This is a genomic window from Methylomonas rivi, assembly GCF_024505165.1.
In the GTDB taxonomy this organism is placed as follows: Bacteria; Pseudomonadota; Gammaproteobacteria; order Methylococcales; family Methylomonadaceae; genus Methylomonas; species Methylomonas rivi.
This window is the reverse complement of the sequence record NZ_JANIBK010000084.1, coordinates 1-16,787: the sequence shown is the minus strand read 5'-3', so window position 1 is coordinate 16,787 and position 16,787 is coordinate 1. Positions and strand designations below refer to the sequence as shown.

21 protein-coding genes are annotated in these 16,787 nt (G+C 52.2%); 14 read left to right on the top strand and 7 right to left on the bottom strand.

Annotated elements, in window-relative coordinates; all coding sequences use genetic code 11:
- The 7 genes from NP596_RS14250 to NP596_RS14220 all read left to right on the top strand — a co-directional run.
- Positions 1 to 1,748: TonB-dependent receptor (locus NP596_RS14250; RefSeq protein ID WP_256616055.1), on the top strand; the 1,748-nt coding region annotated here is incomplete at its 5' end.
- Between the two features lie 374 nt (positions 1,749 to 2,122).
- The gene (locus NP596_RS14245; protein WP_256616054.1) at positions 2,123 to 2,764 is read left to right on the top strand and encodes a uracil-DNA glycosylase; all 642 of its coding nucleotides are present in this window, start codon (positions 2,123 to 2,125) and stop codon (positions 2,762 to 2,764) included.
- Between the two features lie 2 nt (positions 2,765 to 2,766).
- Positions 2,767 to 4,608 carry an excinuclease ABC subunit UvrC gene (gene uvrC / locus NP596_RS14240; protein WP_256616053.1) on the top strand — a complete coding sequence of 614 codons (1,842 nt, stop codon included), beginning with the start codon at positions 2,767 to 2,769 and terminating at the stop codon, positions 4,606 to 4,608.
- On the top strand, positions 4,598 to 5,158 hold the full coding sequence (gene pgsA / locus NP596_RS14235) for a CDP-diacylglycerol--glycerol-3-phosphate 3-phosphatidyltransferase (RefSeq protein ID WP_256616052.1): 561 nt from the start codon (positions 4,598 to 4,600) through the stop codon (positions 5,156 to 5,158). Before uvrC ends, pgsA begins: the two co-directional genes overlap by 11 nt.
- A gap of 67 nt (positions 5,159 to 5,225) precedes the next feature.
- Positions 5,226 to 5,843: a TetR/AcrR family transcriptional regulator gene (locus tag NP596_RS14230; RefSeq protein WP_256616051.1), complete on the top strand. Its 618-nt coding sequence runs from the start codon at positions 5,226 to 5,228 to the stop codon at positions 5,841 to 5,843.
- Between the two features lie 43 nt (positions 5,844 to 5,886).
- Complete coding sequence (tviB, locus tag NP596_RS14225) at positions 5,887 to 7,158, top strand: Vi polysaccharide biosynthesis UDP-N-acetylglucosamine C-6 dehydrogenase TviB (protein WP_256616050.1); 1,272 nt, start codon at positions 5,887 to 5,889, stop codon at positions 7,156 to 7,158.
- Positions 7,159 to 7,161: 3 nt separating this feature from the next.
- Positions 7,162 to 8,169 (top strand): NAD-dependent epimerase, encoded by a 1,008-nt coding sequence (locus NP596_RS14220; RefSeq protein ID WP_256616049.1) that lies wholly within the window; start codon positions 7,162 to 7,164, stop codon positions 8,167 to 8,169.
- Between the two features lie 3 nt (positions 8,170 to 8,172).
- Here NP596_RS14220 and NP596_RS14215 read toward each other — a convergent pair whose 3' ends face one another.
- Genes NP596_RS14215 through NP596_RS14190 form a run of 6 tightly spaced genes read right to left on the bottom strand, consistent with a single transcriptional unit; the run spans position 8,173 to position 12,056 of the window.
- Positions 8,173 to 8,829 carry a thiopurine S-methyltransferase gene (locus tag NP596_RS14215; RefSeq protein WP_256616048.1) on the bottom strand — a complete coding sequence of 219 codons (657 nt, stop codon included), beginning with the start codon at positions 8,827 to 8,829 and terminating at the stop codon, positions 8,173 to 8,175.
- 39 nt (positions 8,830 to 8,868) lie between these two features.
- On the bottom strand, positions 8,869 to 9,075 hold the full coding sequence (locus NP596_RS14210) for a hypothetical protein (protein WP_256616047.1): 207 nt from the start codon (positions 9,073 to 9,075) through the stop codon (positions 8,869 to 8,871).
- 27 nt (positions 9,076 to 9,102) lie between these two features.
- Positions 9,103 to 9,228: a hypothetical protein gene (locus NP596_RS14205; RefSeq protein WP_256616046.1), complete on the bottom strand. Its 126-nt coding sequence runs from the start codon at positions 9,226 to 9,228 to the stop codon at positions 9,103 to 9,105.
- Positions 9,229 to 9,272: 44 nt separating this feature from the next.
- Positions 9,273 to 10,976: an SPOR domain-containing protein gene (locus tag NP596_RS14200; RefSeq protein WP_256616045.1), complete on the bottom strand. Its 1,704-nt coding sequence runs from the start codon at positions 10,974 to 10,976 to the stop codon at positions 9,273 to 9,275.
- 49 nt (positions 10,977 to 11,025) lie between these two features.
- Positions 11,026 to 11,754 carry a class I SAM-dependent methyltransferase gene (locus NP596_RS14195; protein ID WP_371927954.1) on the bottom strand — a complete coding sequence of 243 codons (729 nt, stop codon included), beginning with the start codon at positions 11,752 to 11,754 and terminating at the stop codon, positions 11,026 to 11,028.
- On the bottom strand, positions 11,754 to 12,056 hold the full coding sequence (locus NP596_RS14190) for a DUF1244 domain-containing protein (protein ID WP_256616043.1): 303 nt from the start codon (positions 12,054 to 12,056) through the stop codon (positions 11,754 to 11,756). The genes NP596_RS14195 and NP596_RS14190 overlap by 1 nt, the downstream gene beginning before the upstream one ends.
- A 111-nt stretch (positions 12,057 to 12,167) precedes the next feature.
- Here NP596_RS14190 and NP596_RS14185 point away from each other — a divergent pair, with 111 nt between their 5' ends.
- From NP596_RS14185 to NP596_RS14165, 5 genes are read left to right on the top strand one after another with little or no spacing between them, the layout of a single operon-like run.
- Complete coding sequence (locus NP596_RS14185) at positions 12,168 to 12,494, top strand: hypothetical protein (protein ID WP_256616042.1); 327 nt, start codon at positions 12,168 to 12,170, stop codon at positions 12,492 to 12,494.
- Between the two features lie 31 nt (positions 12,495 to 12,525).
- The gene (locus NP596_RS14180) at positions 12,526 to 13,068 is read left to right on the top strand and encodes a septation protein A (protein ID WP_256616041.1); all 543 of its coding nucleotides are present in this window, start codon (positions 12,526 to 12,528) and stop codon (positions 13,066 to 13,068) included.
- The gene (locus NP596_RS14175; protein WP_256616040.1) at positions 13,068 to 13,370 is read left to right on the top strand and encodes a YciI family protein; all 303 of its coding nucleotides are present in this window, start codon (positions 13,068 to 13,070) and stop codon (positions 13,368 to 13,370) included. The genes NP596_RS14180 and NP596_RS14175 overlap by 1 nt, the downstream gene beginning before the upstream one ends.
- Complete coding sequence (locus tag NP596_RS14170; protein ID WP_256616039.1) at positions 13,367 to 13,639, top strand: BolA family protein; 273 nt, start codon at positions 13,367 to 13,369, stop codon at positions 13,637 to 13,639. Before NP596_RS14175 ends, NP596_RS14170 begins: the two co-directional genes overlap by 4 nt.
- Before the next feature lie 3 nt (positions 13,640 to 13,642).
- Entirely contained in the window at positions 13,643 to 14,665 is a 1,023-nt protein-coding gene (locus tag NP596_RS14165) for a peptidylprolyl isomerase (protein ID WP_256616038.1), read from the top strand.
- Positions 14,666 to 14,748: 83 nt separating this feature from the next.
- On the opposite strand, the gene NP596_RS14160 is transcribed toward NP596_RS14165, so the two are convergent.
- Positions 14,749 to 14,937 (bottom strand): (2Fe-2S)-binding protein, encoded by a 189-nt coding sequence (locus tag NP596_RS14160; RefSeq protein WP_256616056.1) that lies wholly within the window; start codon positions 14,935 to 14,937, stop codon positions 14,749 to 14,751.
- Positions 14,938 to 15,167: 230 nt separating this feature from the next.
- Between NP596_RS14160 and NP596_RS14155 the strand changes: the two genes are divergently transcribed.
- Both NP596_RS14155 and NP596_RS14150 read left to right on the top strand, forming a co-directional pair.
- Positions 15,168 to 15,644, top strand: coding sequence for a formate dehydrogenase subunit gamma (locus NP596_RS14155; RefSeq protein WP_256616037.1), 477 nt, complete (start codon positions 15,168 to 15,170; stop codon positions 15,642 to 15,644).
- The coding region (locus NP596_RS14150) for a formate dehydrogenase beta subunit (RefSeq protein ID WP_256616036.1) at positions 15,644 to 16,787 on the top strand (1,144 nt) is incomplete at its 3' end. The genes NP596_RS14155 and NP596_RS14150, both read left to right, overlap by 1 nt.

The window sequence follows — 16,787 nt, the reverse complement described above, 5'->3', positions numbered from 1 at the left end:
GGGTTTTGCACAACGGCATCGGCAGCAACGATGTTTCCGCGATCAGCCCCGATCACGCCACCAGCGTCGAACCGCTGCTGGCCGAGCGTATCGAAGTGCTGCGCGGCCCCGCCACCCTGCTGTACGGCAGCGGCGCCATAGGCGGCGTGGTCAATGTCATCGATAACCGCATACCAAGCGGCAGTTTCGACAAACTGATCGGGGCGGCGCTGGAACAACGCTTCGACTCGACCTCCGACGAAACCAGCACCACGATGAAAGTCGAAGGCAGTAAAGACCGTCTCGCTTACCATTTCGACGGCTTTTACCGGCACCGCAATAATTTGGACATCGGCGGCCAAGGCATAGACACAGCCAAAGTAGCGATCACCGACCCTTCGTTGGAGGTTGTCGACAATCCGCGCGGTTTTTTAAACAACAGCGGCGCGGAAGCGATCAGCGGCTCGGCGGGGTTATCGTGGATAGGCGACGACGGTTTTGCCGGCGTGTCGATCAATAACCTGAACAACAATTACGGCATCGCCCCGGACGGTACCGGCGAGGAAAACGTGCGCATCGCCATGCGCCAAAACAAATACGATTTTAAAAGCGAGCTGAACGATCCGTTTAAATTCGCCAAAAGCATCAAGACCCGGCTGGGATATACCGACTATGAGCACACCGAAGTAGTCAACGGCGAACCCGGTGCTTTTTTCACCAATCAATCCTACGAAGGCCGCATCGAACTGAACCATCAAGATATCGGCCCGCTACGCGGCGCGGTGGGGTTTCAAGCCCAAGCCAGCGATTTCAACGCAATCGAAAAACTCACCGGCGACAGCATAGTACCGCGTTCGGACATTACCAGCTTCGGCGTCTTCGGCGTCGAATCCTTCGACTCCGGCCCGGTCACCTACCAATTAGGAACCCGCGTGGAGCAAACCGACATCCGTCCGGACGGTATGCAGGGTTTCAGTTATACGCCGGTCAGCGCATCGGTCTCGGCCTTGTGGAAACTCGATGACCGCAATAACCTGAATCTGGCGGTCACCCGCTCTTCGCGGGCACCCAACGTCCAGGAATTGCTGTCGGACGGTTATCACGACGCCACCCGCAGTTTCGAACGCGGCAGTCAGAGCCTGAAAGAGGAAACCTCTTATAACCTGGACTTGGGTTACCGCTTCAAAACCGACTGGCTGCGCGCGGAATTCGATCTGTTCCACAACTGGGCCAGCGATTATATCTACCAGCGCCGTACCGGCGAATTCGTTGACGAAGACGGCAACGCCTGTACCGAAGACTGTAAACCGGTGGTGCTCAGTAGCCAGCAAGACGCCATCTTCAAGGGCTACGAAGCCAAATTGATTATGCCCATGATGGAAAACCACTACGGCTTGCTGGAACTGACCTTGTTCAGCGACTACACGCGCGGCCAATTCGTCAACGGCGGCGATGTGCCGCGCATGCCGCCCCTGCGCTACGGTCTGCAACTGGATTACAACCAGGATAAACTGTCCAGCTACCTGCGCTTGACGCGCGCCGACGACCAACCGCATGCGGGAGATTTCGAAACCTCGACCGCCGGCTACTTTTTGCTGAACGCCGGTATCAATTACCAGTTAAAGGCTTATCGAGACAGCAAACTGACGGTTTTCGCCAAAGGCAACAATCTGTTAAACGAAAATATCCGCAACGCAACCTCGTACCTACGCAACTTCGCGCCCGAGGCGGGTCGCGGCGCCGAAGTAGGGTTTAGGCTGAGTTATTGATCGAACCCCACTCCGGACCAGCGGCGCCCTCGCGAACAAAAAGCCGCGCGCCCTCCGAAATGGGCCTTAAAGCGCGAAAGCCGAGATCGCGGCCAACATATCCCCTCGGAAGCTGTCGTAAAAACCAAAATGTAGATTGGGTTAGCGTAGCGTAACCCAACAAAATCAAAACGTTGGACTTTATTGCATTCAGCCCGACCTACCTTTTACGACAACCTCCCTCGGGGGGTTAGGGCCGGATTGCCGGGCTAACGGCAGTCCTTAATCCGGTGAGATAGCCCGTTTCCCAGTACAATAGCCGCTTGAGCGGCGCAAAAAACATCAATTCTCCCAATCGGGTAAAATCTCCGCGATTTAAACTCGACTCCCCTACCATGCCTCATTCAGCCTATTTCAATCAAGAATGCCGCCACTGCCCACGACTGGCTGCGTTTCTCGACGACGTCAAACAAAAGCACCCCAGCTATCACGCCCGGCCGGTGGCGCCCTTCGGCGACCCGCATGCGCGTTTGCTAATCGTCGGCCTGGCGCCCGGCATGCACGGCGCCAATGCCAGCGGCCGGCCGTTTACCGGCGATTACGCCGGCTTGTTGCTGTATCGGGCCTTGTACGATTTCGGTTTCAGCAATCAGTTGGAATCGACCGATTTGAACGACGGCTTGCAACTCGGCAACTGCCGCATCACCAACGCGGTGAAATGCCTGCCGCCGCAAAACAAGCCCACCGGCGACGAAATCAAACAATGCAATTCTTATCTGGCGGCGGAACTTAAAACGCTGCCGGCACATTCGGTGATTCTGGTTTTGGGCAATATTGCCCATCAGGCGGTGCTGCGCGCTTATGGCTTGAAAGCCACGGCCGCCAAATTCGGCCACCACAAACTATTCGATTTGCCGGACGGCCATAAATTGGTCAGCTCCTACCATTGCAGCCGCTACAACGTGCAAACCAAGCGTTTAAACATGCAGATGTTGGCGGCGGTGTTTGCCGACATCCGGAAATTGCTGGACGCATAGCCGTGAACGACGCGCTAGCGGCAGCCGATTTTGACGTCAAAGCTTTTTTAAAGACGCTGACACAGCGTCCCGGCATTTATAAAATGCTGGACGCTCAAGGCGAAATCATTTACATCGGCAAGGCCAAAAACCTGAAAAACCGGGTATCGAGTTATTTCAGAAGCAACGCCGTGTCGCCGAAACAGTCGGCCATGGTGGCCAAAGTGTGCAGTATCGAAGTCACCGTCACTCACACCGAAGGCGAAGCCTTATTATTGGAAAGCCAGCTGATCAAACGCCATAAGCCGCGTTACAACATCAGCTTGCGGGACGATAAGTCCTATCCTTATGTCTTCATTTCCACCGGCCACGATTTCCCGCAACTGTCGTATCACCGTGGCGCCAAAAAGCGCAAAGGCCGTTATTTCGGCCCTTATCCCAGCGCCAGCGCGGTCAAGGAAACCTTAAAACTGCTGCAAAAAATCTTTCCGGTGCGCCAGTGCGAGGATTCGTATTACAACGCCCGCTCCCGCCCCTGCCTGCAGCATCAAATCGAACGCTGCAGCGCGCCCTGCGTGGGCTTGATCGGCAAACAGGATTACCAAAACGATGTCGACAGCACGATTTTGTTTCTGGAAGGCCAAGGCGGACAATTGATTGATCGCTTGGTGCAAAAAATGGAAACCGCCGCCTCCGCTCTGGAGTTCGAACAGGCCGCCGCTTACCGGGACCAGATTCAACGTTTAAGGGCGGTATTGGAAAAACACGCGGTCGAAGGCGAAAAAGGCGACGTCGATATCATTGCTTGCGCGGCCAAGGCGGACTTGGCGTGCGTGCAAGTGTTTTTTATCCGTAACGGCCAGAATTTGGGCAACCGGCAGTTTTTCCCGAAAATCGCCGACGAGAACGATCCCGGACCGATCTTGCAGGCCTTCATCAGCCAGTATTATCTGGATAAATCCGTTCCGCACGAACTGATCATCAGCCACCCGCTGCCGGAAACGGCCTTGTTGACCGAGGTATTGGCCGGACAAGCCAAGCATAACGTGGCGATTAGCCACAATGTACGCGGCGAGCGGCATAAATGGCTGCAAATGGCCGTCACCAACGCCGATAGCGCCTTGCTGGCCAAACTGGCCGACAAGCAAGGTTTGTACGCGCGCTTTCTCAGTTTGCAACAGGAATTCCACTGCGCCGAAGTGCCGAAACGGCTGGAATGCTTCGACATCAGCCATACCCAGGGCGAACAAACGGTGGCTTCCTGCGTGGTATTCGACCGCGAAGGCCCGGTCAAGTCGGACTATCGGCGTTTCAATATCGAAGGCGTGACGGGCGGCGACGACTACGCGGCGATTCACCAGGCGGTATTCCGCCGCTTCAAACGCCAAAAACAAGGCGAGCACCCGGCACCGGACATTTTGCTGATAGACGGCGGCAAAGGACAAGTCTCGGCGGCGCAAAAGGCATTGGCGGAATTGGAGATAAACAATGTTATGATAGTCGGCGTTTCCAAAGGACCGGATCGCAAGGCGGGCATGGAAAAAATCATTTTGCCGAATCAGGATCAGCCCTTGGACGTCTCTCCCGGCGCCAGCGCGCTGCTGTTGATTCAGCATATTCGTGACGAAGCGCACCGGTTCGCAATTACCGGCCACCGGCAACGCCGCGGCAAAGCCAAACAGCAATCCGCGCTGGAGGAGATAGCCGGATTGGGGCCGAAAAGACGGCAGATTTTATTGAAGCAGTTCGGCGGCTTACAGGGGGTTTCCAGTGCGGGTGTCGATGCCTTGGCCAGCATCGAAGGCATTAGCCGGCAATTGGCGCAACGAATTTACGATACTTTCCACTTTCAAGATGGCAGTTAAATTTAATTTACCCACATATCTGACATTGTTACGCATAGCCATGATTCCTTTATTGGCCATTGTGTTTTATTTGCCGTGGGAATACAGCCGCCTTATCAGTACCGGCATTTTTTTATTCGCGGGTTTTACCGATTGGCTGGACGGTTATCTGGCCCGAAAACTGAATCTGGAAACCGCATTCGGCGCCTTTTTGGATCCGGTTGCCGACAAGCTGATGGTGGCTTTTGTGCTGGTATTGGTGGTGCAGGCCGAAGCGAATCCTTATTTGGCGATTCCGGCGGCCGTTATTATCGGCCGGGAAATCACCATTGCATCCTTACGCGAGTGGATGGCCGAAATCGGCCAGCGCGCCAAGGTCAAAGTCTCCCAATTAGGGAAGTGGAAAACCACCGCGCAAATGGCGGCCATCAGTTTACTGCTCTACCGCGACGATTTACTCGGCCTGCCCATCAATAACATGGGTTATTGGCTGTTATACTTGTCCGCGGTTTTAACGTTATGGTCCATGGTCAATTATTTAATTGCCGCTTTTGATACCATTACAGAATAATAATAATTGCAGCCCAATACTGCACACATCAGAGAGTTAAACAGCAGGTAAAGCTGTAAATAAAAGCATGGAACAAGAAATAAAAATAGAATCCGAAATCGAAACCGCCCCCAGTAAAACCGTAAGCCAAGACGAAGTTTTACAGGCCGCCTTAAAACTTTTCGCCCAAAAAGGTTACTTCAATACCTCGCTAACGGACATCAAAGACGCGGCCGGCTTAAAAACCGCGAACGGCGTGTATCAGTTCTTTAAGACCAAGCAGGCCATCGCCGAAACCTTGCGAGACAACATCCTGGACAGCTTCAGCATTTCCATAGACGATATCCGCCGCAGAAACCGCAAAGCCTCCGAGCAATTACGCGAAATTGTCGATCTGTTGTTTAAATTAACCGACGACGCGCCCGAAATCGTGCAATTTTTATTGTTTATAAATACCGAGAATTTTCTGCCTGACTCCGTACCGTTAATGGACAGCGCGGCATTCAATAAAATCAAGCGCATTATTCAAAACGGCATTAAAGAAGGCGAAATCCGATCCATCGACTATCTTTTGGCTTATTGCTATTTTTTTGGCATTATCAATCAAACCTTGCTGATGGTTTTGAACGGTGCGCTGCCAAAATCGGCCGACAGCTATCAATCGCAAGCTTGGCTGGCGGCGTGGGGTTGTATAGCTAAAAAATAATTTCTATCCTTTTACACACGGACAAAACAGGAGTGGCGGAACTATGCTAAGTAACATCAAAATCGGCATGATAGGTTTGGGCTATGTAGGCCTGCCCCTGGCGGTGGAGTTTGGGCAAAAATACCCAACCGTGGGTTTTGATATTAATCAGCACCGGATAGCCGAACTGCAAGCCGGCAACGACCGCACCCTGGAGGTCAGCTCCGCGGAACTGGCCGAAGCGACCCACCTGACCTACAGCAGTCATCTGCAAGACTTGGCCGATTGCAATATTCATATCGTCACGGTGCCGACCCCCATCAACGAGCACAAACAGCCGGACTTGACCCCGCTGCAAAAAGCCAGCGAGCTGTTGGGTAAAGTGATAAAAGCCGGCGATATTGTGATTTACGAATCCACCGTCTATCCGGGCGCCACGGAAGAGGTGTGCGTGCCTATCCTGGAAAAAGTCTCCGGCCTGCAATTCAACCGGGATTTTTATGTCGGCTATAGCCCGGAACGCATCAATCCCGGCGATAAACAACATCGGGTGACCAATATTTTAAAAGTCACCTCCGGCTCAACGCCGGAAATCGCCGAAAAGGTCGACCAACTCTATAAAAGTATCATCACCGCCGGTACGCACAAGGCCAGCAGCATCAAAGTAGCCGAAGCGGCTAAAGTCATCGAAAACACCCAACGCGACGTCAACATTGCCTTGATCAACGAATTGGCATTGATCTTCAACAAACTCGGTATCGACACCGAGGAAGTGTTGCTGGCCGCCGGCACCAAATGGAACTTCCTGCCGTTCCGTCCCGGCTTGGTCGGCGGCCACTGCATCGGCGTCGACCCTTATTACCTGACCCACAAGGCGCAAGCCATCGGTTACAATCCGGAAGTGATTCTATCCGGCCGCCGCATCAACGACAGCATGGGCGCTTATGTGGTTTCGCAACTGATCAAGCTGATGCTGAAAAAGCGTATTCAGGTACAAGACGCCAAGGTCTTGATCATGGGCCTGACATTCAAGGAAAACTGCCCTGACATCCGCAACACACGGGTGGTGGATATCGTGGCGGAACTGAAAACCTATGGTGTTGCCGTCGATGTTTACGACCCCTGGGTCGATGGCGACGAAACTTTCGAAGAATACGGCATACGCCCGATCGCCCAACCGGGCCGAGGCAAATACGATGCCATGGTCTTGGCGGTCGCCCACGAAGAATTCAAGGAAATGCCGATCGGCGATATCCGGGCGCTGGGCAAGGCACAATCCATTATTTACGATTTGAAATACCTATTCCCGGCCGAACTGACCGATGCGAGACTGTAAACGATGAAAATCATGGTCACCGGCACCGCCGGTTTCATTGGCAATCATCTGGCTTTACGCCTGTTGGAGCGCGGCGATGAAGTCATCGGTATCGATAATCTCAACGACTATTATGACGTCAACCTGAAGATAGACCGCTTGGCTCGCATAAAAGACCATGCCGCGTTTACCGATGTGCGGTTGGATATCGCGGACCGGGCAGGCATGGAGGCAATGTTTAAAAAACACCAGCCGCAAAAAGTCGTCAATCTGGCCGCCCAGGCCGGCGTGCGCTATTCCTTGGAAAACCCGCATGCCTACATAGACAGCAACATCGTCGGCTTTATCAATATCCTGGAAGGCTGCCGGCATAACCGCGTCGAACATTTGGTTTATGCCTCCAGCAGTTCCGTATATGGCGCCAATGAATCGATGCCGTTTTCGGTGCACGACAATGTCGATCACCCGCTAAGCCTTTACGCCGCCTCGAAAAAAGCCAACGAGCTGATGGCGCATACTTACAGCAATTTGTACCGACTGCCCACCACCGGCCTCCGCTTTTTCACCGTATACGGCCCGTGGGGCAGGCCCGATATGGCGCTATTCCTGTTTACCAAGGCGATTTTGGCGGGCAAACCGATCGATGTGTTCAATTTCGGCAAACACCGGCGCGATTTTACTTATATCGACGACATCGTCGAAGGCGTGATCAGAACCCTGGACCATACCGCCCAGCCCAATCCGGACTGGAGCGGCGTAAAACCGGACCCCGGCACCAGTAAAGCGCCGTGGCGGGTCTACAATATCGGCAATCAGAACCCGGTGGAGTTGCTGGCTTATATCGAAACCCTGGAACGCTTCTTGGGTAAAACGGCGGAAAAGAATCTGCTGCCGTTACAACCCGGCGACGTGCCGGATACCTATGCGGATGTGGAGGCCTTGGTAACGGATGTCGGATACAAGCCCGGCACCACGATAGAACAAGGCATAGAACGTTTCGTGACTTGGTATCGAGAATACTACCGGCAATAATCGTCATCGTACCGTTAGATTATAGACCTGTTCTTGCATGCGGCTCAAACCCCGCTCGCGGAAATGCGGTTCGTCATCCAAGACTTCTTTAGCGCTTAGCAACTCGACCTCGCACCAGCCGCCGTAAAGCGCCCGCACTTCGGCGCTTGGCACGCAAAAGGGCGGCCCTTGCATTTCGTGTTGAGGATAATCGAAAGCAACCAACAAAATCCGGGTACCCGGTTTAAGCAATTGCCGCATGCGCACCGCATATTCGGCACGCATCAAGGGCGGCAATGCCACTAGCGATGCGCGGTCCCAAACCGCAGCTATGTCGCCAAGATCGTTGGCGCCAAGCTGAAAAAAATCGCCGCAGCATAGACTCAGGCCGTCCAGCTGGTGAACCGTGAAATGCCGTTTCCGGCATTCGCGCGCCGACAGGCCGTTTTCAGCGAAAAACGCCTGTACCGCCACCGGGCTCAGTTCGACGCCTTTCACCTGATAGCCTTGGGCCATCAACCATAACATGTCTCGGCTTTTGCCGCACAATGGCACAAACACCGTCTCGCCTTTACTAATCTGTAACGCCGGCCAATGCTGTTGCAAATGCTCATTAAACGCCGCAACGTGAAAACCGATTTGATTTTGCTGCCAACGTTCATGCCAAAATGTCTGATCCATACCGGTCCCGTTATTTTTCAACGTATAAGGCGTTAAAAACTAAGTTAAATTCCTGACGCACTGCCTTGCAAACACCCGAATCGATAATCCCAGATTTTGGTATTTATCGAACAACTGATCCAGGTCCAACGGATTCAAAAACACATAGACACCGCAACCAGTCATGGCCACGAACTCCCGACTCAGGGTCTCTATAAACGCGAAACGTTCTACATACATTTCATTGATTTCATTTGAAGTTTCCATGGCATTCACCTTTATAAAACGGGTTGATCACACTAAGCAAGCAGCATAAGCAAAGCCATTTTTTTTAATTTTTTTGAAATCAATCACATAAAAATCATGCTTGTCAAAAGCGCTTTTAAAAATCCGGATATGAGCGCCAAGCGTGTCAGACATGACAGAAAAGATGACAAAACTGTCAAAAATCCACTTCGATTCGGTTATTTTTTGTTCTTATTGACCCAAACCGAATCCAAATTTAAGGTTTTTTTCACGCGGGCCGCGTAGGCCGCCGCTTCATACTCGCTTTTAAAACCGTCGACACTCAAACGGTACCAGGTTTCACCCTTGGACTCGGTTTTAGCTACTTTGGCCGGCACGCCTTTCCCCGCAAATTCTTCCGCTTTCCGCTGGGCATACCAATCCTGTTTAAATGCCACCAGATTGACTACCCAGTTGTCCTCCACAACGGGCGGTTTCTTGGCCACGGGTTTTGCCGCGGGTACTGTCGTCGCCTTGCTTTTTTCCAATGCCGCGACCTTGCTCTGCAGCGCTTCGATTGCGGCCCCCATTTGCATATCTTGATTATTCAAGTCCGCGAGCTGTTTGCCCAACTCGCCGGCGGGTTTGCCGGCGCCGGCCTGCCCTTGCATGGATTTGGTCAGTTCGGCGATCTGTTCGCTGACCACGCTATTGGCGCGGGACAATTCATCCAGCTGTTTGCGCAACATTTCTTTCTCGGCGGCATCCGCGGTGGGGGCCTCATTGATTTGAGTCTGCATTTTCCCTACATACTCAATAAGTTGAGCAACCTGGGATTTAGCGACATAACCCTGATACCCCAAACCGCCGCCCACAAGCAGAGCCGCCACGGCCATGCCATTGGCCACATAGGCCGATACCGGTTTTTTATTAGTTAAGGTTTCGATATTCCGCTTGGCCTTTTTTTGCTCGTTCTGCAAGGTATCGATCGTATCGGCAAGGGCTGTCAACTCGTCCTTACCGCTCTTAAGCTGCACTTCATGCTTAACATGCGCCTGCTGTTTGACCAAGTCACCGATTTGTTTGCTTAAGCCGGCGATCAAAGCGGCATAATCCACTTCCGGCTTACTGTCCTTGGGCGCGGGTTGCGGCTCATCATCACTAACGTCCAACGCTCCATTTTCAGCGATCACCGCAGCTTCTTCGGTTTCCGCGCCGCTATCGATTACCTCAGCCTCTTCAGCCGGAATAAGTTCTTCGGTTACCGGATCATTTTCAGGCTCTACAACCGGCACATCCTCGGGAATGACCGGCTCGGGCTCCGACAGCCTCTCACCGGCACTTTCCGGCCTGTCATCATCCTCGCCAAACTCGTCATCCACGGAAATATCAAAATCGGCCAATAAAAAATCGGCATTACCGGATTGATTTTGGACCGGCTCCTCCGAGAACTCATCAATTTCCGTCATCTTCTCCAACACATCGTTACCGGCATCCGCCTCCACCATTATTTCCGCCAGGGCCGGCTCCTCGTCCGGGAAGGTTTCGATCGCCTCCACGCCCCCCAAGCCGGCGCCGCCGTCCGTATTCAAAGCGTTGAGCGGCTCCGGTTCGGCCTCCTTGGTTTGTTTGGGATTAATTTGGATATCCGCGATTAAATCGTCGAAATCGTCGCCAAACTCGTCGAAATCGGGCACCACTTTACCGTCCTGGTTGACTTCGCTATCTATAAGCCGATCGATGTCGTTGAATTGCGACGCTGCATTTTCTTCGGGCAATTCCGCTTCGAAGGCATCCCCCATCAGGAGTCTGTCTATCGCGTCATCGTCATCAATCAAGCCCACATCCTGCCCGGTCGCGCCATCGAGTTCCAGCATCGAATCCAAATCGTCCGCAAAACTATCTTGCGGCTTTGAGTTTTTGTCGTTTTTAGCTTGAGCCATGACTAACCTCGCGATTGTTCGAATGAGTATGGAAAACCGAAATGGCCTATCATTTTTGGGCTGTCAGCAACGCATTGACATCGTGGCGGGATTTGAACTGGATCCGTTCGAAACCCGCTTCTATCATCTGCTGTAAGGCTATCGATTCGCGCATGATGTGATTTTCCGATTCGTCGTTAAAAAGATGAATAATCCACTGTTCCAATAAATCCAGGCGATTGATTTCCTTTAACGCCTTGAAATAACCCGCCACTTCTTTTTGCGTATTTCGCGTGTGAACGCCGACTTCATCCAACGCATACCGGTCGCCGTTGATAAACTGTCCGCCCGTTTTCAATACCCGGAAAATTTCTTGTATGACTTGCCGGCGATAGCCGGCTTCGAAGTTATGTAAGGTATAAGCCGATGCCACAATATCGACGCTACCGCTCTCCAATTGCGTAAGCGCGCTTAAGGCATCGTCGCCCGAAAACCCCAATCGGCCGTTATCCGCCCAACGTTGCAAACTTTGCTTGGCTTGATTTTGCATGGCCGGCTCGTTGTCCACGCTTAACACGGATGACCGTTCATCAGCGGATAAAATCGCTAAAGTCGTTATACCGGTACCGCCGCCCAGTTCAACTATCGCTTGCGGTTCGGATTTGGACTTGCAATATTCGCCCACTTCAAAACCGACCAGCCGGCTCATTTCCGTAGCGAAAGGGCATATCAATTTCAACAGCTGATATTCCTGGCCTATTACGCCGGAAAACATCGCATCAAAAGTATTAGCGGCCATCATGATTGGGATTTTAATTTTTGTTTTGCGTCATAAGCCGCCAGCTGTTCAGCCGTGGCCTCGGTTTGAAAGCGGTCTTTCCATTCGCTATACGGCATGCCATACACAATCTCCCGGGCTTGCTCGTAATCGATATCCATACCTCGTTCGACGGCCGCCGCCGTATACCATTTAGCCAAACAGTTGCGGCAAAAATCCGCCAGTATCATCAATTCGATGTTCTGCACCTCGGTATGTTGCTGTAAATGCGCCAGTAATTGCCGGAATGCCGCCGCCTCCAATTCAACCGTTTTTTCTTGCATAACTATCCTCCTAAATCTTGCATTTTATCAGTAAAGCAGTTCGGCTCATGTACATTTGCAGACAAAGATTCTACAATTGTCGATTAATTCAGCTGTATATGCCATTACCGTGTGAACACTATCCACAGCTCATCCTTAGCGGCTTATCCCGCCGGTTATGTGAAACCGGAGCAGGATCGTTTTACCCAAAAGCCGGCCGGAGTCCAGGCCAAGGACAAACAAACAACCGATTTTCCAAGACGGCCGGAAGCGCCGGCCTCCACTCCCGAACAAGTGGAAACGGCTTTGGCCAAATCGGGTTTTAACCAGCGGATAAGCCTATTCCAAGCCGGCGACACACGCTCTAACAAAGCTATACAGGCATACAACCAAACGCGCGAACAAGCCGACCAGCAGCGGCTTGAAAATCTAATAACCGGCGTAGATTATTACGCTTAATCTTCCATCCATTCTTAGCCATCAGCCTTAAATGAAGCCATTTTTAGAATTTTTCCCGATTATCATGTTTTTCATTGCCTACAAACTTTACGACATCTACATAGCCACCGCGGTTGTGATCGCCGCCACGGTTGTTCAAGTGGCCGCTTATTGGCTGATGTATCGCAAAGTGGAAACCATGCAGTGGATAACATTGGGACTGATTCTGGTCATGGGCGGCGCGACGCTGTATCTGCAAGACGACCAATTCATCAAATGGAAACTGAGCATCATCGAATGGTTATTCGGCTGCGCGTTCCTGGCCAGCCAGTTCATCGGCCGCAAAACCTTTATCGAACGCATGATGGGCGCAAACCTGGAATTACCCGCCCACATCTGGAAACGTCTAAATCTGAGCTGGGCTCTATTTTTCATAGGTATCGGCTTCTTAAACCTATATGTCATGCACCATTTCAGCACCGACGATTGGGTTAACTTCAAAACCTTTGGCGTACCGGGCTTGATGGTGGTTTTTATTGTGATACAAATGGCTTTCTTATATAAATACGCCCCCGAAACCGAGGCAAAAAAATAATGCTTTACGCCATCATCAGCGAAGATGTAAACGACAGCCTGTCTAAACGGCTGAATGCGCGTCCGGCCCACTTAGCCAGGCTTCAAGCATTACAAGATCAGGGCCGCTTGATTTTGGCCGGCCCTCATCCGGCTATTGACGCGGAAAACCCCGGCGAAGCCGGTTTTAGCGGCAGCTTGGTGGTTGCCGAATTTAGCGACTTGGCCGACGCCCAACACTGGGCCGATGCCGACCCATATATCGATGCAGGCGTTTATGCCCGCGTTACCGTCAAACCTTTCAAACAAGTATTTCCGCAATGACAGCCAACACTATCAGACAAAAACTGGAAGACGCTCTTAAGCCCGAGCTAATAGAGATTGTCGACCATAGCGCCGCTCACGCCGGCCATGCCGGCAATAAGGGCGGCGGACATTACAATGTCACCATCGTTTCCGAACAATTCGAGGGCAAATCCTTGGTCCAACGTCATCAATTGATATACCAAATCATGGGCGACATGATGAAAGATGAAATCCACGCTCTCGGCATTAATGCATTAACCCCCACAGAAAATAGCAAAGGAAATTAAGCAATGAAACTGAAACTGATCCCACTGATACTGGCTAGCGCAACTCTGTTACCCGGCTGTTTTGAAGAAAAAACCAATGATGCCGCCACCACAGCCCCTGCGGTCAGCAAGGAAGACGCGGTAGCTTCAGTCAACGGCGTATATATCAGCAAAAAAACCCTGGATACCTTGGAAAAAGAAATTGCCGAGCGTAGCCAGGGCCAAACATTCCCTAAAGAACAATTACTGGAAGAGTTGGTTCAACGCGAACTATTGATCCAACAGGCCCTACAAAAACAACTGGACAAATCGCCGGAAGTCATCGAACGCATGGCGACCGTCAGAAATTCCCTGCTGTCGCAAGCGGCCTTGCAGGATTACTTGAAAGCCAACCCGGTGACCGACGAGGAAATCAAGGCCGAATACGACTCCAAAATGGCCAACATGGGCGAAGAATATAAAGCCAGCCATATTCTGGTTAAAACCGAGGATGAAGCCAAAAAAATCATCGCGGAACTGGAAAAAGGCGGCGATTTTAAAGCGCTGGCCAAAAAGCATTCCATCGACCCGATGGGCTCGGAAGGCGGCGACTTGGGCTGGTTTACCCCCGACCGCATGGTGCCGCCGTTCTCGGAAGCCGTTGTCGCTCTGGAAAACGGCAAATTCAGCAAGGAACCGGTGCAAACCCAATTCGGCTGGCACGTCATTTTGAGAGAAGAAGCCAGAGCCCTAACACCGCCGCCGTTCGACGCGGTTAAAGAACAAATCCGCCCCATGCTGCAACGCCAGAAAGCCCAGACCATGATCGAAAACCTGCGTAACAACGCTAAAGTCGAGATCCTGCTGGCGCCGGAACCGAAGCCCGCGGAGCCTCAGGCTAGCGAGGAACCAGCGGCTGCATCGGAGACGCCACAAACAGAAACCGCCCCCGATGCACAAACAGCTGCCGACGGCAGCCCTACTGCGGCGGAAACCGACTCTACCGCCCCGGCGGGAGCAGCTCCGGCAGACGAAGCTCCCCAAGCTCAACCCAAGCCGGCCGAATAAATAGGCAAAAAAAAGCAGGGTGGAAACCTACCCTGCTTTTTGATCGGAAAAGTATTTTAGATACTCTTACACAAATATCAGTGTCATGCCGGCTGCATTACATGTTGTCGGCAGGTCTTTTCATCCAGCAAGCTTTTTAGGCTCTGGCTGCATTTTCCGCAAACACCACCCGCGCCGGTACATTGCATTAACTGCCTGCGCGTACATGCGCCTTGATCGATTGCCTGAGCTACTTGGCTGTCGGTAACAGCTTTACAAACACAAACGTACATAGCGACCTCGCTAACCAATACACGGTACTAATGATAACAATTATCATTTAAAAGTAAAGCACCTGATTAACAAATTGTTCACAATTTTGAAACCAAATCGGTAAACCTTTAAAAAACCACGCAAACATTAGGAAATACGCGGGATTGCGGGATTGGCTTTCATTGCAAAAGCGCATTTGTTCATGATTAAATAGTCCGCTAAATATTTCATCATTATTTCAGAGCCCATGATGCAAGACTACCAAAGCCAAAAACCTATCGTGCTTGACATACTGGATGCCCATAGAGCCATGCCGGGCAATCTGCTTCCGATCCTCCACGGCATTCAGGATACCTTGGGCTATATTCCCTCCGCCGCCGTTGAAGACATAGCCAAAGCCCTATATCTTTCCAAGGCCGAAGTACACGGCGTCATCAGTTTTTATCATTATTTCCGCACCACCCCACCGGGTAAACATACAATTCGCATCTGCCGGGCCGAATCTTGCCAGGCCATGAACAGCAAAGCGCTGGAAAATCACGCCAAACAAACCTTGGGTATCGATTTTCACGAAACTACCGCGGATGAACATTTTTCCCTGGAGCCTGTCTATTGCCTCGGCAATTGCGCCTGCTCGCCTTCCATGACCATCGATAACGAAGTCTACGGCCGAGTCACCCCGGAAAAATTCGATCAACTTGTAGCTGCATGCAAAGGTGCTAAATAATGACCCGTTTATTCATCTCCCGCGACTCCACCGCGCTCTCCCTGGGTGCTGAACAGGTCGCCAAAGCCATACAGGAACAAACCAGCCAACAAGGACTCGATGTTCAAATAGTACGCAACGGTTCGCGCGGCCTGTTTTGGCTGGAGCCGTTAATTGAAGTTGAAACCCCTGCCGGCCGCATTGCTTACGGTCCCGTACAACCCGAAAGTGTCGCCTCATTATTAGAATGCGGCTTATTGGAAGGCAAATCGCACCCACTCTGCCTGGGCAACATCGAAGAACTACCCTACTTTAAAAGTCAAAACCGCCTGACTTTTGCCCGCGTCGGCCTGACCGACCCCGTCAATCTTAACGACTACCTTGCTCATGACGGTTATCGTGGATTGAAAAATGCTTTGAACATGTCCCAAACCGATATCGTCAAACAAGTTACCGATTCCGGTTTACGCGGCCGCGGTGGCGCGGCATTCCCGACCGGCATCAAATGGAATACCGTACTAAACGCACCGGCCGAGCAAAAATATATCGTTTGTAACGCCGATGAAGGCGACTCCGGCACCTTCTCCGATCGCATGATCATGGAAGGCGATCCGTTCGTACTGATAGAAGGCATGACTATTGCCGGCTTGGCAGTCGGTGCGACTCAGGGTTATATCTATCTGCGTATCGAATATCCGCATGCCAAAGTGGCGTTGAATCAAGCCATAGCGGCCGCTTACCAAAACGGCTACTTGGGCGAAAACATCCAAGGCAGCGGCAAAACCTTCCACCTGGAAGTGCGCAGCGGTGCCGGCGCCTATATCTGCGGCGAGGAAACATCTTTGCTGGAAAGCCTGGAAGGCAAACGCGGACTGGTGCGGTTCAAGCCCCCGCTACCCGCCATCGTCGGCCTGTTCGGCAAACCGACCATCGTCAACAACGTCATTTCACTGGCCTCGATTCCGGTAATTCTGGACAAGGGCGGCGAATACTACCGCGATTACGGCATGGGCCGTTCGCGCGGCACCCTGCCCTTGCAACTGGCCGGCAACATCAAGCATCCGGGCTTGTTTGAAGTGGCTTTCGGCATGACCTTGCGCGAACTGCTGTACGACTACGGCGGCGGCTCGGCCAGCGGCCGACCCATCCGGGCGGTGCAGGTCG

Coding starts and splice junctions, on each gene's coding strand:
- NP596_RS14245 (WP_256616054.1), top strand. CDS start 2,123: ATGCCTCATTCAGCCTATTTCAATCAAGAATGCCGCCACTGCCCACGA.
- pgsA (WP_256616052.1), top strand. CDS start 4,598: ATGGCAGTTAAATTTAATTTACCCACATATCTGACATTGTTACGCATA.
- NP596_RS14230 (WP_256616051.1), top strand. CDS start 5,226: ATGGAACAAGAAATAAAAATAGAATCCGAAATCGAAACCGCCCCCAGT.
- tviB (WP_256616050.1), top strand. CDS start 5,887: ATGCTAAGTAACATCAAAATCGGCATGATAGGTTTGGGCTATGTAGGC.
- NP596_RS14220 (WP_256616049.1), top strand. CDS start 7,162: ATGAAAATCATGGTCACCGGCACCGCCGGTTTCATTGGCAATCATCTG.
- NP596_RS14215 (WP_256616048.1), bottom strand. CDS start 8,829: ATGGATCAGACATTTTGGCATGAACGTTGGCAGCAAAATCAAATCGGT.
- NP596_RS14210 (WP_256616047.1), bottom strand. CDS start 9,075: ATGGAAACTTCAAATGAAATCAATGAAATGTATGTAGAACGTTTCGCG.
- NP596_RS14205 (WP_256616046.1), bottom strand. CDS start 9,228: ATGTCTGACACGCTTGGCGCTCATATCCGGATTTTTAAAAGCGCTTTT.
- NP596_RS14200 (WP_256616045.1), bottom strand. CDS start 10,976: ATGGCTCAAGCTAAAAACGACAAAAACTCAAAGCCGCAAGATAGTTTT.
- NP596_RS14195 (WP_371927954.1), bottom strand. CDS start 11,754: ATGGCCGCTAATACTTTTGATGCGATGTTTTCCGGCGTAATAGGCCAG.
- NP596_RS14190 (WP_256616043.1), bottom strand. CDS start 12,056: ATGCAAGAAAAAACGGTTGAATTGGAGGCGGCGGCATTCCGGCAATTA.
- NP596_RS14180 (WP_256616041.1), top strand. CDS start 12,526: ATGAAGCCATTTTTAGAATTTTTCCCGATTATCATGTTTTTCATTGCC.
- NP596_RS14175 (WP_256616040.1), top strand. CDS start 13,068: ATGCTTTACGCCATCATCAGCGAAGATGTAAACGACAGCCTGTCTAAA.
- NP596_RS14170 (WP_256616039.1), top strand. CDS start 13,367: ATGACAGCCAACACTATCAGACAAAAACTGGAAGACGCTCTTAAGCCC.
- NP596_RS14165 (WP_256616038.1), top strand. CDS start 13,643: ATGAAACTGAAACTGATCCCACTGATACTGGCTAGCGCAACTCTGTTA.
- NP596_RS14160 (WP_256616056.1), bottom strand. CDS start 14,937: ATGTACGTTTGTGTTTGTAAAGCTGTTACCGACAGCCAAGTAGCTCAG.
- NP596_RS14155 (WP_256616037.1), top strand. CDS start 15,168: ATGCAAGACTACCAAAGCCAAAAACCTATCGTGCTTGACATACTGGAT.